The sequence below is a fragment of the Ekhidna sp. genome (assembly GCF_965228795.1).
In the GTDB taxonomy this organism is placed as follows: Bacteria; Bacteroidota; Bacteroidia; order Cytophagales; family Cyclobacteriaceae; genus Ekhidna.
The window spans coordinates 720,302-747,281 of the sequence record NZ_OZ245839.1; the positions used below are offsets into that span (position 1 = coordinate 720,302).

The 26,980-nt window shown below is 35.5% G+C and carries 25 protein-coding genes; all 25 read left to right on the forward strand.

What is annotated here, in order from left to right:
* The first annotated feature begins 65 nt into the window (after positions 1-65).
* The 25 genes from ACQK2H_RS03250 to ACQK2H_RS03370 all read left to right on the forward strand — a co-directional run bounded on the left by ACQK2H_RS03250 (position 66) and on the right by ACQK2H_RS03370 (position 26,855).
* Positions 66-1,013, forward strand: a complete 948-nt coding sequence (locus ACQK2H_RS03250) for an SDR family oxidoreductase (protein WP_425390038.1) — start codon at positions 66-68, stop codon at positions 1,011-1,013.
* 10 nt (positions 1,014-1,023) lie between these two features.
* Positions 1,024-2,073, forward strand: coding sequence for a dTDP-glucose 4,6-dehydratase (gene rfbB, locus ACQK2H_RS03255; protein WP_425390039.1), 1,050 nt, complete (start codon positions 1,024-1,026; stop codon positions 2,071-2,073).
* Between the two features lie 3 nt (positions 2,074-2,076).
* Positions 2,077-2,940 carry a glucose-1-phosphate thymidylyltransferase RfbA gene (gene rfbA / locus ACQK2H_RS03260; RefSeq protein WP_425390040.1) on the forward strand — a complete coding sequence of 288 codons (864 nt, stop codon included), beginning with the start codon at positions 2,077-2,079 and terminating at the stop codon, positions 2,938-2,940.
* Complete coding sequence (rfbC, locus tag ACQK2H_RS03265) at positions 2,937-3,488, forward strand: dTDP-4-dehydrorhamnose 3,5-epimerase (protein WP_425390041.1); 552 nt, start codon at positions 2,937-2,939, stop codon at positions 3,486-3,488. The genes rfbA and rfbC overlap by 4 nt, the downstream gene beginning before the upstream one ends.
* On the forward strand, positions 3,489-4,433 hold the full coding sequence (locus ACQK2H_RS03270) for a UDP-glucuronic acid decarboxylase family protein (protein WP_425390042.1): 945 nt from the start codon (positions 3,489-3,491) through the stop codon (positions 4,431-4,433).
* 104 nt (positions 4,434-4,537) lie between these two features.
* Complete coding sequence (locus tag ACQK2H_RS03275) at positions 4,538-5,791, forward strand: nucleotide sugar dehydrogenase (protein WP_425390043.1); 1,254 nt, start codon at positions 4,538-4,540, stop codon at positions 5,789-5,791.
* Positions 5,778-6,380 (forward strand): adenylyl-sulfate kinase, encoded by a 603-nt coding sequence (cysC, locus tag ACQK2H_RS03280; RefSeq protein WP_425390044.1) that lies wholly within the window; start codon positions 5,778-5,780, stop codon positions 6,378-6,380. The genes ACQK2H_RS03275 and cysC overlap by 14 nt, the downstream gene beginning before the upstream one ends.
* Positions 6,377-7,282 (forward strand): sulfate adenylyltransferase subunit CysD, encoded by a 906-nt coding sequence (cysD, locus tag ACQK2H_RS03285; RefSeq protein WP_425390045.1) that lies wholly within the window; start codon positions 6,377-6,379, stop codon positions 7,280-7,282. Before cysC ends, cysD begins: the two co-directional genes overlap by 4 nt.
* Positions 7,283-7,549: 267 nt before the next feature.
* A complete protein-coding gene (gene cysN, locus ACQK2H_RS03290; RefSeq protein WP_425393122.1) occupies positions 7,550-8,791 on the forward strand; it encodes a sulfate adenylyltransferase subunit CysN in 1,242 nt (413 codons plus the stop codon).
* Positions 8,788-9,555 carry a 3'(2'),5'-bisphosphate nucleotidase CysQ gene (gene cysQ, locus ACQK2H_RS03295; RefSeq protein WP_425390046.1) on the forward strand — a complete coding sequence of 256 codons (768 nt, stop codon included), beginning with the start codon at positions 8,788-8,790 and terminating at the stop codon, positions 9,553-9,555. Before cysN ends, cysQ begins: the two co-directional genes overlap by 4 nt.
* A gap of 273 nt (positions 9,556-9,828) precedes the next feature.
* A complete protein-coding gene (locus tag ACQK2H_RS03300) occupies positions 9,829-12,273 on the forward strand; it encodes an SLBB domain-containing protein (protein WP_425390047.1) in 2,445 nt (814 codons plus the stop codon).
* Positions 12,273-13,364, forward strand: a complete 1,092-nt coding sequence (locus ACQK2H_RS03305) for a Wzz/FepE/Etk N-terminal domain-containing protein (RefSeq protein WP_425390048.1) — start codon at positions 12,273-12,275, stop codon at positions 13,362-13,364. The genes ACQK2H_RS03300 and ACQK2H_RS03305 overlap by 1 nt, the downstream gene beginning before the upstream one ends.
* A gap of 20 nt (positions 13,365-13,384) precedes the next feature.
* Complete coding sequence (locus ACQK2H_RS03310; RefSeq protein ID WP_425390049.1) at positions 13,385-14,209, forward strand: class II fructose-bisphosphate aldolase; 825 nt, start codon at positions 13,385-13,387, stop codon at positions 14,207-14,209.
* Positions 14,210-14,212: 3 nt separating this feature from the next.
* A complete protein-coding gene (locus tag ACQK2H_RS03315) occupies positions 14,213-15,736 on the forward strand; it encodes a xylulokinase (protein ID WP_425390050.1) in 1,524 nt (507 codons plus the stop codon).
* Entirely contained in the window at positions 15,733-16,815 is a 1,083-nt protein-coding gene (locus ACQK2H_RS03320) for an iron-containing alcohol dehydrogenase family protein (protein ID WP_425390051.1), read from the forward strand. Before ACQK2H_RS03315 ends, ACQK2H_RS03320 begins: the two co-directional genes overlap by 4 nt.
* Complete coding sequence (locus tag ACQK2H_RS03325) at positions 16,812-17,525, forward strand: NTP transferase domain-containing protein (protein WP_425390052.1); 714 nt, start codon at positions 16,812-16,814, stop codon at positions 17,523-17,525. Before ACQK2H_RS03320 ends, ACQK2H_RS03325 begins: the two co-directional genes overlap by 4 nt.
* Positions 17,526-17,549: 24 nt before the next feature.
* On the forward strand, positions 17,550-18,755 hold the full coding sequence (locus ACQK2H_RS03330) for a CDP-glycerol glycerophosphotransferase family protein (protein WP_425390053.1): 1,206 nt from the start codon (positions 17,550-17,552) through the stop codon (positions 18,753-18,755).
* Complete coding sequence (locus ACQK2H_RS03335) at positions 18,755-20,179, forward strand: flippase (protein ID WP_425390054.1); 1,425 nt, start codon at positions 18,755-18,757, stop codon at positions 20,177-20,179. Before ACQK2H_RS03330 ends, ACQK2H_RS03335 begins: the two co-directional genes overlap by 1 nt.
* Complete coding sequence (locus ACQK2H_RS03340) at positions 20,176-21,000, forward strand: CDP-alcohol phosphatidyltransferase family protein (RefSeq protein WP_425390055.1); 825 nt, start codon at positions 20,176-20,178, stop codon at positions 20,998-21,000. The genes ACQK2H_RS03335 and ACQK2H_RS03340 overlap by 4 nt, the downstream gene beginning before the upstream one ends.
* Positions 21,001-21,005: 5 nt before the next feature.
* Complete coding sequence (locus tag ACQK2H_RS03345; RefSeq protein WP_425390056.1) at positions 21,006-22,319, forward strand: O-antigen ligase family protein; 1,314 nt, start codon at positions 21,006-21,008, stop codon at positions 22,317-22,319.
* On the forward strand, positions 22,306-23,415 hold the full coding sequence (locus tag ACQK2H_RS03350; RefSeq protein ID WP_425390057.1) for a glycosyltransferase family 4 protein: 1,110 nt from the start codon (positions 22,306-22,308) through the stop codon (positions 23,413-23,415). Before ACQK2H_RS03345 ends, ACQK2H_RS03350 begins: the two co-directional genes overlap by 14 nt.
* Positions 23,402-24,160: a WecB/TagA/CpsF family glycosyltransferase gene (locus ACQK2H_RS03355; protein WP_425390058.1), complete on the forward strand. Its 759-nt coding sequence runs from the start codon at positions 23,402-23,404 to the stop codon at positions 24,158-24,160. The genes ACQK2H_RS03350 and ACQK2H_RS03355 overlap by 14 nt, the downstream gene beginning before the upstream one ends.
* Before the next feature lie 2 nt (positions 24,161-24,162).
* Positions 24,163-25,140, forward strand: coding sequence for an NAD-dependent epimerase/dehydratase family protein (locus ACQK2H_RS03360; RefSeq protein WP_425390059.1), 978 nt, complete (start codon positions 24,163-24,165; stop codon positions 25,138-25,140).
* Positions 25,133-25,480 (forward strand): cupin domain-containing protein, encoded by a 348-nt coding sequence (locus tag ACQK2H_RS03365; RefSeq protein ID WP_425390060.1) that lies wholly within the window; start codon positions 25,133-25,135, stop codon positions 25,478-25,480. The genes ACQK2H_RS03360 and ACQK2H_RS03365 overlap by 8 nt, the downstream gene beginning before the upstream one ends.
* A gap of 4 nt (positions 25,481-25,484) precedes the next feature.
* Positions 25,485-26,855, forward strand: coding sequence for an undecaprenyl-phosphate glucose phosphotransferase (locus ACQK2H_RS03370; RefSeq protein WP_425390061.1), 1,371 nt, complete (start codon positions 25,485-25,487; stop codon positions 26,853-26,855).
* Positions 26,856-26,980 lie beyond the last annotated feature (125 nt).

The window sequence follows — 26,980 nt, forward strand, 5'->3', positions numbered from 1 at the left end:
CCTTTAGCATTGCATAAAATTTAAATGATGCAAAGTGCTCTACATCCCTTTATATTATTCATAAGATGAAAAAGATTCTGGTAACAGGTGGAGCAGGATTTATTGGTTCAAACTTAATTGAATCGTTACTGGATAGAGAATATCTGGTAGTCTGTTTAGACAATCTGTCAACAGGATCCTTGAGCAATATTCAAGAATTCGTTGGACATAAAAATTTCGAATTTATCGAGGGTGATATTCTTGATTTTAAATTGGTTTCAAAACTTTCAAAAGATGCTTTTGCTGTTTCTCATCAGGCGGCACTAGGATCTGTACCTAGATCTATTAAAGATCCTCTTACTTCCAATCGGGTAAATATAGAGGGGACTCTGAATGTTTATAAAGCTTCCGTTGACAATAATGTATCAAGGGTCGTTTATGCTGCTTCGTCTTCCACTTATGGAGATTCTCAAGAACTTCCAAAAAGGGAAGAAAAAATTGGTAAGCCATTATCACCATATGCTGTGACCAAACTAGTGAATGAGTTGTATGCCAATGTTTTTCATAAAGTTTATGGTCTGAATACTATCGGATTGAGGTATTTTAATGTGTTTGGCCCGAAGCAAAACCCGGAAGGACCTTATGCTGCTGTAATTCCCCTATTTATTAAAGCGATTTTGTCAGGAAAAAACCCGGTTATCAATGGGGATGGTAGTCATAGTAGAGACTTTACCTTTGTAAATAATGCAGTTCAGGCAAACATCAAAGCTCTTGAAGCTTCAATAAATAATTACAACACCGTTTATAATGTTGCTTGTGGACAAAGAACTAATCTTAAAGAGTTAGTAACCTATATCAATGAAGTTGTGGGTGCAGATATATCACCGATGTTTGGAAAAGAAAGAGAAGGAGATGTGCAGCATAGTTTAGCAGATATTTCGAAGGCCAAAAGCCTGTTGGGTTATCAGCCAGGTTATCCGGTTAAGGAAGGGTTAGCTGCTACAGTCGATTGGTACAAGAAACAAGAAAAATAGTATGGACATTATGGGGAAAATATTAATTACTGGAGGAGCAGGATTTATTGGATCACACGTGGTGAGAAGGTTTATTAAATCTGGTAATTATCAGATTGTAAATCTTGATAAACTTACTTATGCAGGAAATCTGGAAAATTTGAGAGACATTGAGAATGATCCGAATTATGAGTTTATAAAGGGAGATATATGTGATTTTGACTTTATAAATGAACTCTTCCGGAAGCACGATTTTCAGGGAGTCATTCATCTTGCAGCGGAATCACATGTAGATCGTTCAATTACTAACCCTATGGAGTTCATCCAAACCAATGTCGTGGGAACAGTAAGTCTCTTGAATGCCGCTAAAGAGGCATGGAAAGCAAAGGAAAATAAAAGGTTTTACCACGTATCAACGGATGAGGTATATGGATCACTAGGAGAGGAAGGGCTATTTAAGGAATCTACTCCGTATGATCCTAAATCTCCTTATTCTGCATCCAAGGCGTCATCTGATCATTTCGTCCGAGCATATGGGAACACCTATAATTTACCATATGTAATATCAAACTGCTCAAATAATTACGGACCCAACCACTTCCCTGAAAAGTTGATTCCACTGATGATTCATAATATCAGGAATGAGAAGCCACTTCCGGTTTATGGTAAGGGAGAAAATATTCGTGATTGGCTATATGTGGAAGATCATGCCAGAGCCATTGAACTTATTTTTGAAAAGGGTAAAGACGGGGAAACCTATAATATTGGTGGCTTCAACGAATGGAAAAACATTGATCTGGTTCATTTGCTTTGTGACATCATGGATCGAAAGCTTGGAAATGAGCAAGGAACTTCCAGAAAACTCATCACCTTTGTAAAAGATCGGGCAGGGCATGACTTAAGGTATGCCATTGATGCTTCAAAATTAAATGAGGAATTAGGTTGGGAGCCATCTTTGCAGTTCAAAGAAGGGCTTGAAAAAACCGTTGATTGGTTTTTTGATAATGAGCAGTGGTTGAATGATGTAACATCTGGAGATTATATGAATTATTATGATGAGCATTATACAAATCGACAATAAAGTATGAAGGGAATAATTTTAGCTGGAGGTTCTGGAACCAGATTGCATCCATTGACTTATTCAGTGAGTAAGCAGATTTTACCTGTGTATGACAAGCCGATGATTTACTACCCCTTGTCTACGTTAATGCTATCAGGTATAAACGAAATACTTATTATTAGTACGCCACGAGACTTACCAATTTTCAAAGATTTGCTGGGTGATGGATCTTCGTTAGGATGTTCTTTTTCGTATGCAGTTCAAGAAGAACCAAAAGGGTTAGCTGAAGCCTTCATTATTGGTGCAAACTTCATAGGAAATGATAGTGCAGCTCTCATTCTCGGAGATAACATATTTTATGCTTCTGGTCTGTCGAAAAAACTACAATCGTGCATCGATCCTGATGGAGGTGTTGTTTTTGCCTATCATGTCCATGATCCTGAACGCTACGGTGTGGTTGAATTTAATGATGAGAAAAAAGCAATTTCGATTGAAGAGAAACCACAAAATCCAAAATCAAATTTTGCAGTTCCGGGACTCTATTATTATGATAACAATGTTGTTGAGATAGCAAAAAATGTAAAGCCAAGCCCTAGGGGTGAATTGGAGATTACCGATATCAATAACCATTACCTGAAAGAAGGAAAATTAAACGTTCAAGTATTTGACAGAGGTACAGCTTGGTTAGATACCGGTACATTTGCATCCTTAATGCAGGCAGGAAATTTTGTCCAAGTGATAGAAGAAAGACAAGGCTTAAAAGTGGGGTGTATTGAAGAGGTTGCGTATAAAATGAATTTCATCTCAAGAGAACAATTAGAAAAGCTAGCTAAACCTTTAGAAAAAAGCGGGTATGGAACTTATCTGCTAAATGTATTATCAAAATGAAAGCTGAAGAAACGAACGTAAACGATTGCTGGATCCTAGAACCAGATGTTTTTGAAGACGAACGAGGATATTTTTATGAGGGATTTAATAGGAAGAAATTTAATGATGCTACCGGATTTGATTTTGATGTAAAACAAATCAATCAATCCAGGTCATCGAAAGGCGTTTTAAGAGGTCTTCATTTTCAAACCGGTGAAAAAGCACAAGCAAAGTTTGTTTCATGCATTGAGGGAGAGGTGTTGGATGTTGCCGTTGATCTACGGAAAGGTTCTGAAACGTATGGGAAATACGCCATGGTAAGACTTTCAGCTCATAATAAGAAGCATTTTTACATGCCCAAAGGAATGGCTCACGGTTTCCTAGTGCTAACGGATCATGCGAAGCTAATGTATCAGGTAGACGAGCTGTACTCCAAAGAGCACGATAGCGGAATTATATATAATGACCCTGATTTAAATATTAGCTGGGGTATGTCCGAGGATCAGATTATTCTTTCGGAAAAGGATCAGAATTTACCATCATTGAAAAACACTAACCTTAATTTTTAAATGTCTAAGAAAAAAGTACTTATCACCGGAGGAGCCGGATTTCTAGGTTCTCATTTATGCGATAGATTCATTAAAGAAGGTTACAGGGTAATCGCAATGGACAACCTGTTAACCGGGGATATAGAAAACATTTCTCATCTTATGGGTCATCCTGATTTTGAGTTTCAACATCATGACGTTTCAAAATATGTCCACGTATCAGGAGACCTGGAATACATCCTTCACTTTGCCTCGCCAGCTAGTCCTATCGATTACCTAAAAATGCCTATTCAAACAATGAAGGTAGGATCATTAGGGACTTTAAATTGCTTAGGACTAGCAAAAGATAAAGGTGCACGAATGTTGATTGCCTCTACCTCAGAGGTATATGGAGATCCGCTGGTGCACCCTCAGAAAGAAGATTATTGGGGTAATGTAAATCCGGTTGGGCCTAGAGGAGTATACGATGAGGCCAAAAGATTCCAAGAGGCACTGACTATGGCTTATCACACGTTTCATGGATTAGAAACAAGAATCGTGAGAATCTTTAATACGTTTGGTCCTCGGATGAGACTGGATGACGGACGAGTCTTACCAACTTTCATCTCTCAAGCACTTAAGAATCAGGATTTGACAGCTTTTGGAGATGGTTCCCAAACACGATCATTTACTTATGTAGATGATTTAGTGGAAGGCATCTATCGATTATTGAAAAGCGATTATGCTCAGCCGGTAAATATTGGAAATACGGAAGAAATCACCGTTAAGGAATTCGGTGAGGAAATCATTAAAATAACAGGGAGCAAGTCAAAGATTATTTATAAAGACTTACCAAAGGATGATCCCAAACAGAGGAAGCCAGATATATCACTTGCAAAGGAGATTCTAAATTGGGAGCCACAATACACAAGGGCTATGGGACTAAAGCCAACCTTGGAATACTTTCAAAAAAAAGTATTGAATTAGTTTAATTATCTAACTATGGAGAATTGGAAGTCTCTAAAAAGAAACAATTACCGATCAGAGGAGTAAGAGTGTGTTAATATTTTTGGGATTAAAATCATTGAACGTTGGAATTTAGAGTTGGCATTATCGGTCTTGGCTATGTAGGTCTCCCTCTTGCCGTTGAGAGTGGAAAGCTGTATCCCACTATTGGTTTTGATATCAATGAAAAGCGGATTGATGAACTCGAATCTGGAATAGATCGTACATTAGAAGTAACAACAAATGAATTAGAGCAATCTAAAAATCTAAAATTCTCATCAACGCCTCAAGCATTGCAAAGCTGTAATTTTTACATAGTTACAGTACCTACTCCAATCGATGAGAATAAGAACCCTGACCTTGATCCTTTAAAAAAAGCCTCTGCACTGATTGGCCCACTATTAACCGACGGTAATATTGTGGTTTATGAGTCAACAGTGTTTCCAGGATGTACAGAAGAAGTCTGTGTGCCAATCTTGGAACAAGAAAGTGGACTAAAGTATAATAGGGAGTTTTATTGTGGTTATTCTCCAGAACGCATTAATCCTGGGGACAAACAACATAGAATAACAAATATTCTAAAAGTAACAAGTGGTAGTACGCCGGAAGTTGGTGATAGGATCGATGAATTTTACAGATCCTTTATTACGGCAGGTACTCATAAAACGTCTTCTATTAAAGTGGCGGAGGCTGCTAAGGTCATTGAGAATTCACAGAGGGATATCAATATTGCCTTTGTTAATGAGTTGGCATTGATTTTTGATCGATTGGGTGTCGATACCAACGAAGTTTTGGAGGCAGCAGGTACGAAATGGAATTTTCTTCCATTTAGACCCGGTTTAGTTGGAGGCCACTGCATCAGTGTTGACCCTTTTTATTTGACTCAAAAAGCTGAGTCTGTTGGGTATCATCCTCAAGTGATACTTTCAGGAAGAAAGATAAATGATCAGATGGGACAATATGTGGCCCAAAAGATCATTAAAATGCTTGGGAAAAAGAAAAGGCTGGGAAGCGATACCAAAGTCTTAATCTTAGGGTTCACGTTTAAAGAAAACTGTCCGGATACTAGAAATACTAGAGTCATAGACATCTATCAAGAGCTGATGTCATTTGGAGTTGAGGTTAGTGTTTATGATCCCCAGGCTGATTCTGAACAAGTAATAAAGGAGTACGGAATTCGTCTTTCAGAAACACCTACAGGTAAGTTTGATGCATTAATTTTAGCCGTTTCACACAAAGAATTTCTGGCATTGAATTGGGAAAAAATAAGGGAAGAAACTCCAATTATATATGATGTTAAAAGTATACTACCTAAACAGCTTGTAGATGGGAGACTTTAGACAAAATATAATACCACATATACACAATATAGGTCGTGAAGAAAGACAGGCGCTGAAAAAACATAAAGCAAAAATTTTATGGTTTACAGGCCTTTCAGGTTCCGGAAAATCAACATTAGCTGGAAAACTTGAGACTTACCTTTATGGTAAAGGTTATAATACTTATATTTTGGATGGTGATAACATAAGAAAAGGCCTAAATCGAGATTTAGATTTTTCAGATGAAAGCAGGAAAGAGAATATAAGAAGGATATCAGAAGTTTCTAAGCTTTTTGTTGATGCCGGCGTAATTGTTTTGACTGCCTTTATATCACCATTTAAAGAAGATCGTGCATTTGCAAGAGAATTAGTTGGAGATGATGACTTTATTGAAATACATGTTGATTGTCCATTACATGTTTGTGAAAAAAGAGATGTAAAGGGTCTATACAAAAAAGCTCGCGCAGGTGAGATTAAGTCATTTACTGGAATTGACTCACCATTTGAGGAACCAGAGCATCCAGATATAAGAGTAAATACAGCTCTCAACTCTTTAGATGAATGTTTAAGTGAATTAATTAAAAATTTAGAACCGCAGATTAGAATATGAAAAAATATAATCTTACTCACTTAAAAGAACTTGAGGCAGAGTCTATTTTTATTCTACGTGAAGTAGCTGCTCAGTTTCAAAATCCAGCTATTCTGTTTTCAGGAGGGAAAGATTCAATTTGTATAACTCATTTGGCAAAGAAAGCATTTCATCCAGCCAAAATTCCATTTCCACTTGTGCATATTGATACTGGACATAATTTCCCTGAAACGATGGAGTTTAGAGACAATCTCATCAACGAATTAGGTGCTAAGCTAATCGTTGGATCTGTGCAAAAATCGATTGATGATGGTAGAGCATCCGAAGAAAGAGGAAAAAATGCAAGCAGGAATGCACTTCAAACTATTACGCTTTTAGATACCATTGAAGAGTATGGATTTGATGCATGTATTGGTGGTGCCAGGAGAGACGAAGAGAAAGCACGTGCGAAAGAACGTTTCTTCTCACACAGAGATGAATTTGGACAGTGGGATCCCAAGAATCAGCGTCCAGAACTATGGAATATATTTAATGGTAAACACCAGTTCGGAGAACATTTTAGAGTATTTCCACTGAGTAACTGGACAGAAATGGATGTTTGGCAATATATTCTTGCCGAAAAAATTGATATTCCTTCTTTATACTTTGCTCATATCAGAGATGTTATTTGGAGAAATAACACCTGGTTACCTGTTTCTGAATTCATTCAAATTGATGATTCAGAAGAAGTTGTAAATAAGAAATTGAGATTCAGAACATTAGGGGACATTACAATTACTGGTGGAGTAGAATCTGATGCTGATACACTAGATAAAATTGTGGAGGAGGTTGCCGCTGCACGTCATACTGAACGAGGCAATAGAGCAGATGATAAGCGCTCCGAAACAGCAATGGAAGATCGTAAAAAGGAAGGATATTTTTAGTTTGGCTTTAGCGTCTAGCCATTAGCCATTGGCACATGGCATCAGTATAAGAAAAGAAATGATTATGAGAGATTTTACGAAATATGATATATGGAATGATGGTTTCCTCAAAGAAAAAGAAATATTGGATTTCTTATTGAGATTGGATAAGACCTCAAAACAGTTGAACACCTTACGAAATAAACTAAAATGAGCAAAAAGCCAACAGCCAACAGCCAAGAGCAAACAGCAAATAGCCAACAGCCAAAGGCCAATAGCTACCTAGATATGGAACTATTACGCTTCACTACTGCTGGTAGCGTAGACGATGGAAAAAGCACATTAATTGGTCGATTATTATTTGATTCAAAATCAATATTTGAGGATCAGCTTGATCAGGTGAAGCAAACCAGTGAACGAAGGGGAGCGACTGAAGTGGATTTAGCATTGCTAACTGATGGGCTGAAAGATGAAAGAGAGCAAGGAATCACTATAGATGTGGCTTACAGGTATTTTGCAACTCCAAGAAGAAAATTCATCATCGCTGATACACCAGGACATATTCAGTATACAAGAAACATGGTGACTGGTGCTTCAACAGCCAATGTTGCTTTAATATTGATTGATGCTAGAAATGGAGTGGTTGAGCAAACCTGCCGCCATTCAATCATTGCTTCACTTCTTCAAATTCCACATGTAATTGTTTGTGTAAATAAAATGGATTTGGTTGACTACAATGAAGATCAATTCAACAAGATAAAGGAGGACTTTGAAAACTTTGCTTCAAAACTGGATGTGCAAGACGTTCAATTTATTCCTATTAGCGCATTGAAGGGTGACAATGTTGTCAACCGGAGTGAGAAAATGGATTGGTATGAGGGATCTACGCTTCTCTATACTTTAGAAAACATTCATATTGGTAGTGATCATAACCATATTGATTGTCGCTTCCCAGTTCAAACAGTCATACGTCCACAAACGGATGAATATCATGACTATCGAGGATATGCTGGAAGAATTGCTGGAGGAGTTTTTAAGCCGGGTGATGAGGTAATTGTTCTCCCATCAGGGTTTACTTCTAAGATCAAAACAATTGATACCTATGATGGCTCTGTAGAAGAAGCATTTGCGCCAATGTCAGTTACAATGACTTTGGATGATGATATTGACATTAGTCGTGGTGATATGATTGTAAGAACTAACAATCAACCCGAACCTAAGCAAGATATTGATGTGATGCTATGTTGGCTAAACATAAAAGGACCACAGCCTCGGGCAAAATATGCCATCCGACATACTACAGCAGATGCGAAGGCGATGATTAAAGAGATTAGATATAAAATGGATATTAATACACTTCATCGAAATGAAGAAGATAAAAATATCACGGCTAATGATATTTGCCGTGCGCAATTAAGAACTACACGTCCTTTGCTAGTTGATTCATATAGAAAGAACAGAAATACAGGCAGTATCATTTTAGTTGATGAAGGAACCAATGAAACTGTGGCTGCAGGCATGATCATATGATTGATTTAGAAAGCTTAATAGAAACAGCAAAAAAAGCTTCGATTGCAGCCGGAGCTGAAATACTGAAGATTTATGAGTCAGGTGATTTCAATGTGGAATCCAAAGCAGATGATTCGCCCTTAACCAGAGCTGACAAGGCAGCTCACAACAAAATCGTTTCCTTTTTGAAAGAAACAAATATTCCAATATTGAGTGAAGAGGGCAGGAATATTCCATACGAAGAACGATCGAAATGGGAATATTTTTGGATGGTAGATCCACTAGATGGGACTAAAGAGTTTATTAAAAGAAATGGCGAATTCACTGTCAATATAGCCTTGATAAATAAAGGAATCCCAATAATGGGAGTGGTTTACCCACCAGTTCTTGGTGAGCTTTATTGGGGACTGAAAGACAAAGGAGCTTTTAAAGAAATGAATGGTAGCGTTGATAATCTCAAAGTCTCAAACCGTTCATTAACCGATATAGGACTCAAGGTAGTAGCATCGCGATCACATATGAGCGATCAGACACAGGAGTTTGTTAACTCTTTAAAAGATCCAGAAGTCGTCTCGAAAGGTAGTTCTTTGAAATTTCTATTGGTAGCATCAGGAGATGCTGATGTTTATCCACGTTTTGGCCCTACAATGGAATGGGATACCGCTGCTGCACACGCTATAGTATCTGAGGCAGGTGGTAGTGTTGTTCAGGAAGATGAAGTCACTCCATTGGAATACAATAAACCCAATTTATTGAATCCGAATTTTATTGTATTACCATATTAAAGATCCCCTCTTCAGAGCGGGATAGAGGATGAAATGATGGATAAATCAAAATATTAAAAAACTTTTATCCTTCCTCAGTAGGATCAGTCCCCTCCTTGGGGGCGGTCAGACGCTTCTGGGATAGGGGTGGGTTATACTTGAACGCTTTGAAAATTTTATTTAATAAGTAAAGTTTTTTTTTGCGCCAAAAGTAAAAATCAGATTTATCCCAGAATAAAGACAACATATTAAATCCATCCTTTATAGTTTTGCCGTTTCATTAGAAAAGCCACTATGCAAACCTTTATTAAAAGGATATTTTTGTTATTAGCAATAGTCGTTGCATCCATAAGTAATGCACAAGACATCAATGACTTAAGCTCTGTGAATGTCGATGATCTGTCAGACAAACAAGTACAAGCATTTGTTGATCGAGCGGAGAGTTCAGGATTGACCATGCAGCAGCTTGAGTTGCTTGCTCAACAAAGAGGAATGTCCTCTATGCAGATTTCAAAACTAAGGAGTCGAATAGCAAAACTTCAATCAGCCGGAGGTGGTGATGCTGGACTTACAGGTAGTGACTCTCGCTTACGAGACGATTATTCTAATCAAGAAAAGGTTGGTTTTTTCGATGACTTAATCGAAACTGATTCACTCAAGAAAAAAGGGTTGAAAATTTTCGGGTCAGAAATTTTTGAATCTTCATTCACATTTGAACCCTCACCTAATGCTGCTACACCTAAGAATTATGTGTTAGGTCCCGGAGACGAGGTGATTATTGATGTATATGGTGCATCAGAAATCACCTATCAACAAGTGATCTCTCCCGATGGTAATATTTTAGTTAGCGGGGTGGGACCAATTAGCCTATCAGGACTAAGTGTAGAAGAAGCAAAAAATCGAACCTTTAATAGACTGTCAACTATTTATTCAGGTCTTAAAGGAAGAAATCCAAATACTTATTTACAGTTCTCCATTGGAAATATTCGTACGATAAAGGTAAATGTCGTTGGTAATGTTAAGCGTCCGGGAACTTATTCACTATCATCTTTTTCATCTGCCTTTAATGCGCTGTATGCAGCAGGAGGTCCAAATGAGGATGGATCCATGAGAAATATTGAAGTGATTAGGAATAATGAAAAGATTGCAACATTAGATATATATAAGTACTTCTACTTTGGAGAATCTGGAGGTAATCCTCAGTTAAGAGACGAGGACATCATTGTAGTCCGACCGTATCAAAATAGGGTAAAGTTTGCCGGAAGTGTAAAGCAACCTGCAATATATGAGTTTATGGATGGTGAGTCAGTCGATGATCTCTTAAAAGTATCTGGAGGGTTTACACCGGAAGGAAAGAAAGATTATCTGAATATATTTAGGTTGGGAAATGGGAGAAAAACTGTAAAAACGGTCATTAAAAATGAATTTGACTCTTCCTCACTGGTAGGAGGAGATTCGATTTATGTAGCACCAATCCCTTCATATTATTCAGGTCGTATTAAAGTAGAAGGAGCCGTTCATTATCCGGGCTATTATGAACTAACTGAAAATCTTACCTTAAGTGAAATACTCAAAGTAGTGGAGGTTAGTAGGAATGCCTTTAAAGAACGTGGAAATATTATTAGGCTAAATAATGATCTTTCTTTCTCTAATGTAACATTCAATGTAAGCAACGTGCTTGAAGGGAAAGAAGATCATGAACTTTTAGAAGATGACTTAATACGAGTCGCCTCAATCTTTGATGTAGAAGAACGAAAGAATGTAACTATACTAGGAGAAGTTAAGAACGGAGGAAAATATCCTTTTGTGGAAGGAATGACGGTTGAAGATTTGGTTACTATCTCAGGAGGATTATTATCTTCAGCTAACACTTCTTCCGTTGAGGTCGCTCGAAGAGTTTCAAAGGATTCAAAAGAATTCAGAACCGCTTTTCTTTTTGATTTTTCTATTGCGGAAAATCTAGAAACGGATACTTCGGCTTCTACATTTGTTCTGGAGCCCTTTGATGTTGTAACCATCAAAGCGACGGCACTATTCAGGACACAAAAGACGGTGAAGATTGAAGGTGAGGTGATGAAGCCTGGGGTTTATGCTTTGGAAACAGAAGAAGATAAAATAACGGATTTAATAGCAAGAGCCGGAGGACTCACCACCTACGCATATCCCAAAGGAGCTTCATTGATAAGGGATTTATCTATTAATGATGATGTGACTACCGAAACAAGCATTGGTAATACTTACAGGAGACAGCAGCTAGAGGGCTTAATCAAACGAGATTCTTTGGATGAGATAGGCGAAGAATACGTGGATAGAGAAGGTGTTGGTATTGAATTGGATAAAGCATTGAGTGACCCTGATTCAAAGCATAACATCATTTTGCAAGATGGTGATGTGATTAGCTTGCCCAAGCAGTTGCAAACTGTTCGTGTTAGAGGAGAGGTTTTATATCCTACTAGAGTTAAGTATGATAAATCTACCAACTTCAAGAATTATATTTCCTTATCCGGAGGATTTAGCGACAAAGCAAAAAAATCAAAAGCATATGTGGTTTATCCGAATGGGCGTGCTAGAAGGACGAAAAGCTTTTTATGGATTAAGTTGTATCCTAATATTGAGCCAGGGTCAGATATTTTTGTTCCGCAGCAAGAAGTAAAGCAAAAATTATCCGTACAAGAGGTACTTGGGATAACTTCTTCTTTAGCAACGATAGCATTAATCATTGATAGATTGACGAACTAATGGAGAAGGAAAAATCAATAGTTCAGGAAGATGCAATTGACTTTTTCCAACTGATACGTTTAATCCTATCCAATAGGGTCTTTATTTTAAAAATTTCCTCAATTTTTCTGTTTTTTGGGATTTTGATAGCCTTAATTTCAAAGGTTGAGTTTAAGGCCTCATGTAAATTAATTCCAGAAAACCAAGATGGAGTATCTGCTAATTTAGGAGGATTAGGGGGATTAGCAGGATTAGCAGGTTTTGACCTATCCGGTCTAGGTGCTTCAGGTGAATTATCACCAGAATTATTTCCAGAAATAGTGAAGAGCACTCCATTTATGAGAAAGCTTATTAACACCCCTGTTTATTTCGAGAAGCTAGATACAACCATATCAAGCTTTAATTATATCAAAGAAATAGATAGACCTTCACTATTCGAACTTATGACCAATTACACCATTGGTCTACCAAGCAAAATAAGGAATGTTATCAATGGTACAGAGGATTTTAAGTTAAATGAATACGGTTTGGTCAGGTTTTCAAAAAATGATTGGGAATTAATTGAGAAATTTAAAGATCGTTTAACAGTTTTTATCGACACCAATACAGGTACCATAAGTGTGACAGTTGAAATGCCCGATCCAGTAGCCTCTGCGATGGTGACGGATCTATTAGTGAATGAATTAACACAAAGTATTATCGATTATAAGATTGAGAAGTTAACGACCAATTTATCTTTTATAGAAGAACGGTTTACAGAGGCAAAAAAAGAATACGAATCAAAACAAGAAGAATTAGCAAGATTTGCCGATAGGAACAGGAATATATCAAACTCTATTGTTAATACGGAATACGAAAGACTCCAAAATGAATTAAATATTTCTTTCGAAGTGTATAAAGGACTTGCAACTCAACTTGAGCAAGCTAAAATAAAGATTGAAGAAGAAACTCCGGTTTTTACTGTATTGGAGCCAGTCAGAATTCCTGAGAAAAAAAGTAAGCCAAAAAGAGCAATTATTGTTGCAGTTTTTACATTTCTTGGAATAATTACCGCATTGATTAATGTGGTTTGGAGGAATTGGAGTACCATTTTCATTAAAACATCTAATTAATCCCGATTGAATTAAGTATTATGTCAAACTTAAAAAGTGTAATATCCCAATGTTTTAGTGATGGCAAATCACTTCTAGCATTTAATATTCAAAATATATCTCATTTGGCGATTCTCGAAGAAGTTTCACGAAAATATGATGCACCAGTTATTGCTCAAATTTCACAGAAGTATATTAAATTCTTCGATAACATTATTGGACTGAAACATATTGTTGATCGATATCAATCAGATTTGCTTTTCTTTCATCTTGATCATTGTTCTGATAAAGAAATTATTGAGACATGCATCCATTCAGGCTTTGCTTCTGTAATGTTTGATGGATCTCATACGCCACTCTCAGAGAATATTAAAAATTCAAATGAAATATTTAAAATAGCCAATGATAATGACTGTCTTCTTGAAGTTGAACTGGGTTCAATTGGAGGCGTTGAAGATGGTTTTGGAACTGAAGAATCAGACGTTTATTCAGAATCTGAGCTTTTGGACTTTACTAGTAAAACGAAGTATGATATGCTAGCTCTTGCCATTGGAAACGCCCATGGTTTTTATAAAAGTACCAAATCAATAGATATTGATTTATTAAAAAAAGCGAGAGACCTTTCTGGTGATCAGTTTTTTGTTTTACATGGAGGTACCGGTATGCCTGATAAGATGATAGCAAAAGCAATCTCTTATGGCGTCATTAAAATAAATGTTTCTACTGCGCTAAAAGTTGCTAATATGGAATCGATGAAAAAATACTTACACAGCGAAAAAGAATTCAATGAAAGTAAGTACCATCAATATCTTGGTAATGACTTATCAACACTTTTTTCGGATTACATAAAAAAATTCACTTTATAAATTATGTACTTAATAATTAATCTAGGCCTTAAGTCAATAAGAGGTATATTATTCAATGAGCTTGGTCATCAGTTATATTCCAAGTCATTTCCAGTTCACACTACTTTATTCGATGTTAAAGTAGAGCAAGATGTAAATGAATGGGTCGATCTTTTAGATAAGATAATGAACGACATTTCAGAGAACACAAACTTATCGCGAGAGATAAAATTTGTATCTGTAACTACAAGTTCTTCATGCATTGTTGGGGTGGATAAATTGATGAATCCAATCACTAAGGTCTTGATGGTATCAGATAAAAGATCTTTAAATGAAGTTAAATCAATTAAAAGCACATCATTATTCAGGAAGTATGAAAAGCAAGATAATTTAACATGTGCTACTGCATCCTTAATACCCAAAGCTCTTTGGTTTAAAAACAATGAGCCTCAAACATTCGAGAATGTGAAATACTGGCTTGGTGCAGCTGAATATTTGAATTATTACTTCACTGGAGAAGTTTTCACGGATCCACTCAATGCTTCAAAAGCATTTCATAATGGAAGTGATTATTGTAACGAAATTATTGAAGATTTAGGAATTGATATTTCCACTCTTCCAAAAGTGACACCAATAGGGACTACCTTGTCATTGGATAATACGCTTAAGTCAAGGTTTAATTTATCTCAAGATTGCAAGTTTATATTGACAACTTATGACGCTATATGTGCTGTAATTGGCTCAAGTAATGGAGAAAATTATAATGCATGTGATGTCTCAGGAACAGTAACTTCATTGCGCTTATTAAATGACAAACCTAGTAATGCATCCAAAAGTGTACTCTTAAATCAAAGAGTTGATCTTCTCGATAAATACTTAATTGGTGCGTCTAATAATTTGGGTGGCGGTATAATTGAATGGTATAAACAAGCTTTTTTTAAAAAGGGCAATCAGTCAGTGTATTTTAAGATGGAGAATGATGCACAGAGTTCCAAAGTTGGAGCAAATGGACTTCTCTTTATCCCTTATCTGTTAGGTGAACGAGCACCAGTTGTAGCGCCGGACGCATCAGCTTGTTTTTTTGGTGTGCAAAGAAGTCATAAAAGTAAGGATTTCTCTAGGGCGGTTTTTGAATCAACTGCATATGTTACAAGACATTTGATGGAGCTCATTGAAGATGGTTCTATAGATGTTAATTCAATTACCGTTAGTGGAGGTTTGGCAAGGTTTGACTTGATCAATCAAATTAAAGCTGATGTTTGTAATAAGCCAGTTTATGTTGTTGAGAACTTTGAAAGTACCTCAATCGGTGCATTCATATTAATGGCAATTTCAAATAATCAATTCAATTCGATTGAAGAAGCCCTTAAGAAGGTTGTTCGCATAAGGAAGATAATCAATCCATCTACTGATAATCATAAAATTTATTATGAATATTTTTCTCTCTACAAAAAGCTAATTGAGAGCTTAACTCCAATCTACAAAGCTCATAATGATATTCAGAAGATGCAGGTTGTACACGAAAATGAGACAGTAAGAAATTTATGAAAGGCTATAAGATTTTGCCCAATGTCCACTTTGGAAATGTCAATAAAATTAAAGACTTAATTGACGATAGTCATAGAGAGATATTGCTACTCACAAGTCCCTCGATTCTTGCTCATCTGAATCAATCAAATGTGCTTACTGAAATAAGAAGGGATCATAATCTGTCGGTTTACTCTGAAGTTTTGCCCAATGCCCCTCTAAATATGCTTAATGAAATAGTGAGCAAATGCAAGAAACCTGACTGCATTATTGCGGTCGGTGGCGGTTCTACTATTGATTCAGGAAAGGCATTATCAGTAGCATGGTCCCAGCATATGGAAGACTTTTTTTATAAAAGAAAAAGCCTTGAAGGTTATAAGATCAATTTGATTGCAGTACCAACAACAGCTGGGACAGGAGCAGAACTCTCATACGGAGCAATCTTAGAGGATACCAAGAATAAAAAAAAAGGAGGTCTGCGTGGTGAATTGATTCAACCAAGCACTGTTTTAATAGATTTTCAATTGTATAAGAGCGCACCAGACCAATTGATGGCTGAGTCTGGATTTGATTGCCTGACTCATGCAATTGAAACATTTCTTTCTGTTGCTTCAACTCCTCTAGTTGAATATCAGTCAATAAATGCAATAAGAAATGTTTTTAACTCTTTACCTGAGGCAGTAGCGACAAGATCTGAAAAAGATATTGAATGTATGGCTATAACAAGTTCTTTAATGGGAGTCAACTTGGCTCTCAGTTCAACCTGTTTACCACACAGAATCCAATATGTAATCGGTCCTCGAACGAATACATCTCATGCTCAAGGATTGATTATGTTATATAACGGATGGTTACCGATCATTAGTAAAACAGAAAAATTTATGAGTCTATCAAGGCTATTAGGTTATCAACCTAATAGCCTTGTTAATAAAATACTTGAGTTTAAAGTCCGTCTTGGGATTGATATAAGCCTATCTGATTTTGGAATTAAGGAATCAGAAGTTTCTAATCTTGCAATGGAGGTAACAGGTAATGTAGAGATGGATCCGTGTTATTCAGATATAAATACAATTAAAGACATTATAAGTAACTCACTATGACAGGTGTAATTTTAGCAGCGGGAAAAGGAAGTCGACTAGGAGAATTGACAGAAGATACCCCAAAATCACTTTTAGAATTATCAAAAGGCAACACACTTTTGGATTTTAATCTTCAAATGCTGTCAAAATTGGGAGTTAAGGAGATTTTGATTGTAACGGGATTCCAATTTGGTAAAATTGAAGAAAAAGTCAAGGAGTATTCTCAATTGCATATAACAACAATCCATAATCCATTTTGGGATCAATGTAATGTACTAGGGTCGTTATATATGGCTTTACCGCATTTAAAGGATAACTTTCTTTTTCTACATGCAGATACTTTAGTAGAGGAAAAAGTTTGGCGAAGGCTTATTAGGTCAGGAGAAGATATCGTACTTCCATTTGAAAAAAAGAAATGTGGATCAGAAGAAATGAAAGTTCAGCATAATGAACATGGTTCATTAATTAAAATCTCAAAGGAAATAGAACATGATCAAGCTGATGGGGAGTTTTTAGGAATTGCAAAATTTTCCAGTCATATGATTGAGTTTTTAAAACATCAATCTAAATATTTATTCTATAAAAAAGGACTTCAGCTTTATATGGAGGAAGCTGTTCAAGCAGCAATTGAACTTGATCAAAAAGTTTCAACCTTTGATATCGAAGATGCTAAATTTATAGAGGTTGACTTCAATGAAGATCTGCAAAAGGCCAGAGAGATATTCGGATAGGTAATTCCAGTTTTTAGTACAAACATGAAGAAGATTCGAAGCATTTTCAATTCTGGACTAAAGGTATTTAGGCCTATTTTGTATCTCCTATATTTATTTTCTTTTTTGTCAAAAAGGGATGTTTCAATATGGTCTTTTGGTGGAGATTACAATTCATTTAGTAATGGAAAATATCTGGCTAAGTACATAAGAAAACAGAATAAGGGTATAAGAATAGTATGGCTTGTTAGGAGAAATATTGATATTAATAAAATCAGGAAAGATGGCTTTGAGGCATATTATCAATGGTCGTTAAATGGGATCAAACTGTCTTTAAAGGCAAAATATCAATTTTTAAACTCCTATGTATTTGATATAAATTATTGGTTATCTGGTGGTAGTATTATAACCAACCTATGGCATGGAGTTCCTCTAAAAAAACTAAATTATGATATAAAAAGTGGACCTTCTGCGAAATTGTTTAATCCAAAGTATTTGCCAAGATGGTTTATGTCGTTATTTATCTTAAGACTTAAATCCTCGCATTATTTTTTAGCTACTTCCGAAATGACCAAGGAAATGTTTTCTCGATCTTTTAAAGTTGAGAAAGAAAAATGCATAATATGCGGTTATCCACGAAATGATTCCTTTTTTACTTCAGAAAATGATGCACTTCCTCAGTACATACAATCAAAGTATAATAGTGATGAGAAGCTAATTATCTATATGCCAACTTGGAGAGATTCAGGGAATGATTTTTTAACGGATTCAAAGATAGATTTTTCTGAGTTGAACAAAATTTGCGTGAAAGAAAAATATAAATATTTCATAAAACTACATCCGTTAACTAGTATTGACACTTCCATTTTTGAAAAGTTCTCACACATTCATTTACTGCCAAATAATTTAGATGTCTATCCTTTTTTAAATGAAGTTCATTGCTTAATCACTGATTATTCCTCCATTTACATAGACTTTTTATTAACAAATAAGCCAATTATATTCTACCCTTTTGACCTAGAGAAATATTCTACACAAGATCGTGATTTGTACTTTGATTACAGTTCTGTAACTCCTGGTCCCAAAGCCACAAATAGTCAGCAGTTAATGAAAGAGATATCTAGACTTGGAAGGACTGAGGCTGAATATCTTGAAAAATATAATCATGAAGAGGTAAAAGAAATGTTTTGGAAATTCCATGATGGAAAAAGCTCTGAAAGAATATATAATTTTTTCTCAAACATGGATTAATGTATAGAAAACTTGCAAGTAGTACATTTTTAAAAAACTTTTCATGGCTTGCTTTAGGTCAAATATTTTATAGGGTGGCCTATTTTGTAACCATTGCATTACTTGCAAGAATTGTACCCTTGAATGACTATGGACTGGCATCATACTTTTTGCTTTATGTTGGGCTATGGGCTCCTCTATTCAATTTTGGATTGGGAATTGTTGGAGTGAGAGAGATAGCTCAGGGAAATATTAGTGCCGAGGATTTCATTTCCAAGGTTATTTCACTAAAAATTTTAGTGGTTGTCCTGGCGGGAGTTTTATTGATGGTATCGGGGATTTTTTTTGAATACTCAGGTGACCAATTAATCTTGCTTTTTTGCTTCTCGGTATATGCAATTCTAATAAGCTTAGCTGAATTCTTTCATATCCCATTTATTGGAATTGAAAAAATGCACATTACTGCCAGATTGATAATTGTGGAACGAGCTGTGATAAGTATCCTCGCAATCTTGTTGTTGATTGTATTTTCTGATATATGGGGATTTGCCTTTGGTTATATTTTAGGAGGAATTATATCAGTAATTATATCATATAAAGTATTTAGAAGAGCATTTAGTTTCTCCTTAAGAATTGATAACTCAATTTTGAAATTCTTTATTAGAGAGTCATGGCCCGTTGCATTAAATATGTTCTTTTCACTCTCTTACAATAGAATCGGAGTTGTATTTCTTGAAAATATGAAGAGTCGTGATGTTGTCGCATATTATAACAGTGCATTTTTTGTCTTATTTGCTTTACAGATGGGTGTAAGTACTTTGATGCAGGCAATTTTTCCTAAATTATCTAGGGCGCAAAAAAACAAGAATTCGATAGGTAAATCTGCTTTTAAAGTATTCAAAATAATATTTCCCATTCTTTTTCTCTCAACATTAATACTCTTCTATTTTAGTGATAGTTTGATCTTAGTATTTTACGGAGAAGAGCTTAAATCAAGCATCCCAATCCTTAGGGTTTTAATTTGGGTATTCCCTCTTTTTACAATTTCAACTTTCTGGGCCAATTATTTTAGAGCAGGAGGCAATCAAAGATTGATGGCGGTGATATCTGGTTCTGGCATGTTATTCAATATAGCAGGATCAGTTCTTTTAATCAATGCAGCAGGGGCTGTTGGTTTGGCCAAAGCATACGTGATTTCAGAGTTCTTAATTGTTATTATGTGCTTTTTATTATTTATTTCGCATCAACGGGATCGTGAGATTACTTTTTCAGTAATTGCATATTTAGCTATAATGTTTTTAATTATTGGAGGATCATTATTTTATAGTTATATCGGCCTTAGTTTGACTGTTTTTTGTTTGATAACAATTGGTATACTAGTTGTTATATCGTTGATAGGGATTAAAAATGCCGATGTGAAATTTATTAAGAATTTGATTGTATGAGCATTAGTGAGTTTAAAAAAATTGCCCAGAAAAATGCTAACGAACCTTATTGGATTTCAAGATATTTGATAAGAAAGGGGAGCATTTATTTTACATATTTATGTGTAAAAGTGTCCATAAAACCCAATTTAGTTACTTTATCCAGTTTAATATTATCCATAGCAGGGTCTATTATTTTACTATTTGAAATTGAACATAAGTATTTAATTTCAGCATTATTAATTTTCGGATTCTATTTTTTAGATCATGTAGATGGGGAATTAGCAAGATATTACAGCCATGTTTTTCCTTCTAAATCCGGTAAAATTAACGTTGCGGGAAAGTATTTTGACAGAGTTGTTCACTATTTTCAGGGATCATCATTTTATGTTTGTTTGGGTGCTTCTTTATTTTTCTCAGAAGGTGATATCTACTGGTTTATTTTAGGATTACTTGGAAGTATTGGGAGTAGTGGATTCCCTCGATTTACAGCTTGTTTTGATATGTTAAATACGATAGATAAAGCCAGATCAAAGGAATATTTTGACTACATTGATAAATACTCAAAGTTTAATGTTGTGCATTTTTCAGAAGAAGGGGTGCTCACCAAGAAACTTTCATTTCCGAAAAATATTGGTGATTTAGTTTTGATCGCTAGGCAGTTAATTGGGTTTCCGGGTAACATAACTATTTATTTCTTGGTAGTGATTGCATCTAATTTGATTCCTATTGGAAATGAGATATATATGTTATACCTCCTTTTCTATGGTTTAGTTCTTTTCATAAACACAATATTTGCAACCAAAAAATACCTTAATATTCTTTCTGAAATTCCAGAATAGATTTGATGGATGAGCAAAACCATACTTACCAAGAAGCTATATTAAAATCTAGACTCACAGTAGAACACTACAAGGTTGTTATTTTCCTTTTGTTCCTTAGTTTTTTTACAATACCTGGTGAAATTCCTGGAATAGGTATTAGCCTTGAGTACTCCAAGCAGCTTTTTATAATTGGTGTTGGCGCTTTGATTGTTATATGGAAACATCCCAAAATGACAAGATCAATAAGCTTTTATCTAGTTATTTCTTGTTTCATCTTAATGGTGCTTTATTTCAGTCTTACTTTATTGTGGTCAGTTTCGCTGATTAATTCTTTGAGGTATATAAACAAAGTATGGCTCTCTCTTACCCTCACCTTAATTTTTTTGTCGCAAAACGGTGAAGATATTTCAAGAACCGTAAGTAGCCTTAATTTTATCATTATTGCATATGCATTACTTAGCGTATTCGGAGAACTATTTCTTGTGGAATACCTGCATCCGAGGTTCCAAACTGATCCAAGATTTGTAGGGTTTGGAGGGATTCATTCGACAAAATATTTGATGTCAGTTGGATCAATATACTTTCTTGTTTTCTTCCTGTTCTTTCGAAAGAAACTTTTACTTTTCTCCTTTCTTCTATGCTTTACCATTGCTCTATTATCTCTTCAGCGGGCGTTGATTGCAGGACTAATTACATCTATTGGTTTAATCTTTTTGATTTATTTGATTCGTGAAAGGAAATTCAGAATACTAATTGCATCATTAATTCTAGGCTGTTTTTTAATATTTCTAGCTTTCTTTTTAGTTTTTCGATTTGACCCGATTAAGAACAGAATGTTCTATACGGATAAGCATGCTCAAGTGGCTGAAACCCTACTTTTTAGTGGTAAGATTTTCCAAATCTATGATTTGATTCAAAAAAAAGGACGAGAGAATTTCTGGTTAGCAGCTGAAAACAATCAATCACCATACAAAGGAAACGGTTTTGGTACATCAGGTTTCATGGTTGAAAAAGCTATTGGTGAATATTGGGAAATGCATAATGATTACTTGAAGTTATATGTAGAGACAGGATACATCGGTGTGACACTCTATGCTGTCTTTATCTCAGTTTTCATATTAGGAGCTTCAAGAGGAGCTATAAAATCAAAAAATAGGTTAGCGACATGTCTATTTTTTATCTCTGTAGGGGTTTTCGTTATTACACCGCTAAATGGAATATTTGATAATGCACTAGATCATATTGCAAAAAATATCTGTTATAGTCTATTATTTTTTATATCTGCACATAAAGTTGAAAACTTTTATCAAATGAAGAAAAAGTATGAATCAATCTAAAGGGCAAGTACTAATTATTGGTCAGACGCCACCCCCTTACCATGGACAATCTGTAATGATTCAGAAAATCACTGAGGCTCGATGTAATTCATTAGAAATGCATTTTCTAAGAATGAATTATTCATCTGAGATTGATCAGGTTGGTCGTTTTAGTTTTAGAAAGATATGGCTAATAATTAAGCTTTTAAATAATGCTCGGAAGATAATATTAAAAGAAAATATTGATTTGGTTTATTACCCACCAGCAGGTACCGGTATGGTGCCAATAATTCGTGATATTATTTCATTGATTTATCTGCGAAGGTTTAACTGTTCATTTGTGTTGCATTTCCATGCAATGGGTCTCGAGGAATCCTACAGAAAAATGAGCATTTTAAAATTTCTTTTTAAAAAGGCTTTCTTTGGAGTTGAGGCATGTATTGGTCTTTCTGAATTCAATGTAAGAGAATTATCGTTCTTACAAGCTAAGAAGATTGAGATAGTACCTTATGGAGTAGGTAATGAAAGTGTAAAGAAAGAAGAGGTTTCGGAAGAAATGGTAACCATTCTTTATGTTGGTAATATTATTGAATCAAAGGGGGTATTAAAGCTCTTAGATTCAGTAGAGTCACTGACGCAAAAAGGACTAAAAATCAACGCAGAGTTTGTAGGAGGAATGACTTCCAAATCTCTTGAAGAAAAAATAAGAAGTCACCCATCAGTTACGAAAGGGATTGCAAAATTTTTAGGCATAAAAGTGGGTGATGAAAAGGAAAAACTTTTTAAAAAGGCAGATATCTTTTGCTTTCCAACTTTCTATGAAAATGAAAATTTCCCAGTGGTTATACTGGAAGCAATGATGTTTTCTTTACCAATTGTATCGACGAAATGGAGAGGTATACCAAGCATGGTGGATAATTCAAATGGATTCTTAATTAAACCAAAAGATCAATCTGAGTTAAATTCCAATTTGGAAAAACTGATTGAAAACAAATCACTAAGGCTTAAGCTTGGAGAACAATCTAGAATAAAGTATGATAAGAGGTTTAGAGAAGAAATTTATAAAAATAATATTTGTAATGTCTTGACTGAAATTATTCAAAATGAACAAAAATGATACTGTAAATATTTTGGGAATCCCCTTGTATAGGTATTCGATATCTACATTTATCAAGAATATTGACAATAAGTCTAAAGAAAACAAATGCATTAGTGCAACCGGAGCACATGGTCTTGTAACATCAGTTCGAGACAATAGATTTAGAGAAATTCTCCTTTCTTTTAATACAAATCTTCCAGATGGTATGCCAGGCGTATGGGTAGGTCGTTTAAAAGGAGCAAAAGAAATGAAGCGATGCTACGGACCTGACTTTTTTGAGGAAACTATGAGAGCCTCAGCAAATTCAAATTTGACGCATTACTTATGTGGGGGGAATGAAGGTGTTGCAGACTCACTAAAGGAAGTCTGTGAAAATAAGTTTGGAGCGAATATCGTTGGGACATTTTGTCCACCATTTCTTCAAGTCAAGGATTATGATTACGAAGAAATAGCTGAACAAATAAATCAAAGTAATGCAGATATAGTTTGGATTGGTTTGAGCAGTCCAAAACAGGAAGCTTTTGCTTCAAATCTTTCAAAATTCACTAGCGTAAGTTACATCTGTTGTGTTGGAGCTGCATTTGATTTCCATATCGGAAATGTTAAGCAGGCACCAAATTGGATTCAGAAAATTGGAATGGAGTGGTTTTTCCGATTGCTAATGGAACCAAAAAGATTATGGAAAAGATATATAGAAATTGTTCCTCTGTTTATTTATTATAATTTTGCGGAATTAATAAAAGGAAATTTTTTTAAGGATTAAATATGAAAAAGGCATTAGTTTGTGGAGCTGGGGGGTTTATTGGTGGTCACCTCGTGAAGCGGTTGAAAGAAGAGGGATACTGGGTTCGCGGGGTGGATTTAAAGGAAAATGAATATGGTAATATTGCTTCTGATGAGTTTATTATTGGGGATTTAAGAGACATGAAGACTGTTGCAGAAGTAGTGACCTCAGATTTAGATGAGGTTTATCAATTAGCTGCAGATATGGGTGGAGCCGGATTTGTATTTACTGGAGATAATGACTCTGACATAATGCATAACTCTGCTTTATGTAATCTCAATGTTCTTGATGAGGTAAAAACTAAAGGAATAAAAAAAATATTTTATTCTTCTTCGGCCTGCATGTATCCTGAGTACAATCAAATGGATCCAGATAATCCCAAGTGTTCAGAGGATTCAGCATATCCGGCAGCTCCAGATAGCGAGTATGGGTGGGAAAAGCTTTTTAGTGAAAGATTGTATTTAACCTATAATAGGAATCACGGGATTGAAGTTCGAGTAGCAAGGTTCCACAATATTTTTGGACCTCAAGGTACTTGGGATGGAGGAAGAGAAAAAGCTCCTGCAGCATTATGTCGTAAGGTTGCAATGGCTCAGGAAAATGACGTTATTGAGGTTTGGGGAGATGGTAAACAAACAAGATCTTTTTTACTTGTAGATGAATGTGTTGAGGGAGTAAGGAGGTTAATGGAATCAGACTTTACTGGGCCAGTAAATATCGGTTCTGAGGAAATGATATCAATCAATGACTATGCAAAAATGATAATTGATATTTCTGGGAAAAAATTGACATTGAAAAACATTGAAGGTCCTACTGGTGTTGCAGGGCGTAACTCAGATAATACATTGATACGTCAAAAATTAGATTGGGAACCCTCAATGCCATTACGTAAAAGTACTGAGATAACCTACCGATGGATTTCAGAGCAAATAGAAAAGAAGAAATTGGAAAATGCCTGATAGATTATTTGCGTATTTAGAAGAAATAAAAGGTGAGCCAACGGCTCACCTTTCTGGCTTAAAGAAAGTTTTTCTTAAGAATGAGGATTGTCCAACAACTATGACGCAATTTGCATATGGCATTTTTAAACCAGATGAAATTTGTGAAAGACATTCTCATCCAACAATGGAGGAACTGTTTTTTTTTATTAGTGGCTCAGGTGAATATACTGTTGGTGAAACTAAAGTTGAGCTAAGACCTGGAACTTTTTTAAGAATACCATCCGCTACTGAGCATGAATTGATTAACAATGGTGATACCGACCTTGAATTTGTTTATTTTGGCATTGCATTAAGATAAAAATATGCCTTCTCATCATCGGTATTCTCCATATTTCCCAATCATATTCCTCTTGGTGGATTTGGCTTGCCTGAATATTGGAGTATTTGTAGCAAATGAATATCGATTTGGAAATTTAATCCCTTCTAGGGATTATCAACTGCTACAGTTAATTCTAAATGTAGTTTGGATAGGTGTTTTCTTTAGTTCTAACCTACAAAGGATTAACCGAAACTCTCGGCTCCTAGATCACCTGAATAAGGTGCTGACGGGCCTGGTTATTAACCTCTCTATTGTTTTTGCCCTCTGGTTTGCGTTGCAGCCAGTTGATTATTCAAGAAAGTATCTGTTTGTTACCTATCTAGTTTTCACGGTTTTGATTCTTGGATGGAGGAGCATTTGGCATTATTTGATCAGGTACTATAGAATCAAGGGCTATAACATCAGAAAGGTGGTGATTATTGGAAAAGGAGATTTATCTGATTCTTTATCACAATACTTCAAAGAAACGCCTGAGTTAGGCTATCAGCTTGTTGGTGTGGTAGATGATAAAGAAACTGCTGATGCTTCACTAAATAAATTCGAAGACTATACAATTGAGAAAGGTGCAGATATTGTTTTTTGCTGCCTACCACAGTTGAGTGATGAGCAGGTTAAAGATGTGATTGACTTTGCAGAGAATAACCTGATAAAAGTTAATCTAATTTCTCAGTTCTCCAGACTTTCAAATTATAACCTTTCCATTGAGCAATTTGGGAGTATACCAATAATAAACGTTAATACAATCCCATTAGATAGTCTGGTCAATCGCTTTATCAAACGTTCATTTGATATTGTTTTTTCCTCAATATTTATAATCCTCATTTTTTCTTGGTTGGTTCCTATTATTGGTCTTCTTATCAAAATGGAATCAAAAGGGCCGATCTTCTTTAAGCAAAAAAGACATGGTAAGGATAACAAAGATTTCCTATGCTGGAAGTTTCGAACAATGACCTTCCAGAAAAATGCCGAATTCAAACAGGCAACCAAAAACGATAATCGAATCACTAAGATTGGAGCGATCCTCAGAAAAACTTCTATTGACGAACTACCACAATTCATTAATGTATTCTTAGGGGATATGTCAGTAGTGGGTCCGCGACCACACCCTATTAAACTTAATGAAGAGTTTCAACCTAAAATCGATCGGTTTTGGCAGAGACATGCTGTGAAGCCTGGGATTACAGGTTTAGCACAAGCAAGGGGTTTTAGAGGAGAGACATCCGAGTTAAGCGACATGAGTGGTCGTGTGAAGCTGGACCGATTCTACGTAAAAAATTGGTCGTTAATCCTGGATCTTAAGATTATCATTTTGACTGCCATGGCAATCATTAAAGGAGATCAAAACGCGTATTAGCTGTTGGCTTTAGCCTTTAGCTATTGGCTGTTTTAATTCCCTGTGGTTTACATTTCGTTTATTCTTATGTGATTAATCTTTGCTTATATCTGAGAAAGATTTTTAGGAATAACCAATCTAAATAT

What these genes read in the sequence shown, in the direction of transcription:
- ACQK2H_RS03340 (WP_425390055.1), top strand. Translation starts at nt 20,176, where the DNA reads ATGAGCATTAGTGAGTTTAAAAAAATTGCCCAGAAAAATGCTAACGAA.
- ACQK2H_RS03320 (WP_425390051.1), top strand. Translation starts at nt 15,733, where the DNA reads ATGAAAGGCTATAAGATTTTGCCCAATGTCCACTTTGGAAATGTCAAT.
- cysC (WP_425390044.1), top strand. Translation starts at nt 5,778, where the DNA reads ATGGGAGACTTTAGACAAAATATAATACCACATATACACAATATAGGT.
- ACQK2H_RS03355 (WP_425390058.1), top strand. Translation starts at nt 23,402, where the DNA reads ATGAACAAAAATGATACTGTAAATATTTTGGGAATCCCCTTGTATAGG.
- ACQK2H_RS03315 (WP_425390050.1), top strand. Translation starts at nt 14,213, where the DNA reads ATGTACTTAATAATTAATCTAGGCCTTAAGTCAATAAGAGGTATATTA.
- ACQK2H_RS03370 (WP_425390061.1), top strand. Translation starts at nt 25,485, where the DNA reads ATGCCTTCTCATCATCGGTATTCTCCATATTTCCCAATCATATTCCTC.
- ACQK2H_RS03270 (WP_425390042.1), top strand. Translation starts at nt 3,489, where the DNA reads ATGTCTAAGAAAAAAGTACTTATCACCGGAGGAGCCGGATTTCTAGGT.
- cysQ (WP_425390046.1), top strand. Translation starts at nt 8,788, where the DNA reads ATGATTGATTTAGAAAGCTTAATAGAAACAGCAAAAAAAGCTTCGATT.
- rfbC (WP_425390041.1), top strand. Translation starts at nt 2,937, where the DNA reads ATGAAAGCTGAAGAAACGAACGTAAACGATTGCTGGATCCTAGAACCA.
- ACQK2H_RS03325 (WP_425390052.1), top strand. Translation starts at nt 16,812, where the DNA reads ATGACAGGTGTAATTTTAGCAGCGGGAAAAGGAAGTCGACTAGGAGAA.
- rfbA (WP_425390040.1), top strand. Translation starts at nt 2,077, where the DNA reads ATGAAGGGAATAATTTTAGCTGGAGGTTCTGGAACCAGATTGCATCCA.
- ACQK2H_RS03345 (WP_425390056.1), top strand. Translation starts at nt 21,006, where the DNA reads ATGGATGAGCAAAACCATACTTACCAAGAAGCTATATTAAAATCTAGA.
- ACQK2H_RS03305 (WP_425390048.1), top strand. Translation starts at nt 12,273, where the DNA reads ATGGAGAAGGAAAAATCAATAGTTCAGGAAGATGCAATTGACTTTTTC.
- ACQK2H_RS03365 (WP_425390060.1), top strand. Translation starts at nt 25,133, where the DNA reads ATGCCTGATAGATTATTTGCGTATTTAGAAGAAATAAAAGGTGAGCCA.
- cysN (WP_425393122.1), top strand. Translation starts at nt 7,550, where the DNA reads ATGGAACTATTACGCTTCACTACTGCTGGTAGCGTAGACGATGGAAAA.
- ACQK2H_RS03300 (WP_425390047.1), top strand. Translation starts at nt 9,829, where the DNA reads ATGCAAACCTTTATTAAAAGGATATTTTTGTTATTAGCAATAGTCGTT.
- ACQK2H_RS03350 (WP_425390057.1), top strand. Translation starts at nt 22,306, where the DNA reads ATGAATCAATCTAAAGGGCAAGTACTAATTATTGGTCAGACGCCACCC.
- ACQK2H_RS03250 (WP_425390038.1), top strand. Translation starts at nt 66, where the DNA reads ATGAAAAAGATTCTGGTAACAGGTGGAGCAGGATTTATTGGTTCAAAC.
- ACQK2H_RS03335 (WP_425390054.1), top strand. Translation starts at nt 18,755, where the DNA reads ATGTATAGAAAACTTGCAAGTAGTACATTTTTAAAAAACTTTTCATGG.
- ACQK2H_RS03330 (WP_425390053.1), top strand. Translation starts at nt 17,550, where the DNA reads ATGAAGAAGATTCGAAGCATTTTCAATTCTGGACTAAAGGTATTTAGG.
- cysD (WP_425390045.1), top strand. Translation starts at nt 6,377, where the DNA reads ATGAAAAAATATAATCTTACTCACTTAAAAGAACTTGAGGCAGAGTCT.
- ACQK2H_RS03310 (WP_425390049.1), top strand. Translation starts at nt 13,385, where the DNA reads ATGTCAAACTTAAAAAGTGTAATATCCCAATGTTTTAGTGATGGCAAA.
- rfbB (WP_425390039.1), top strand. Translation starts at nt 1,024, where the DNA reads ATGGGGAAAATATTAATTACTGGAGGAGCAGGATTTATTGGATCACAC.
- ACQK2H_RS03360 (WP_425390059.1), top strand. Translation starts at nt 24,163, where the DNA reads ATGAAAAAGGCATTAGTTTGTGGAGCTGGGGGGTTTATTGGTGGTCAC.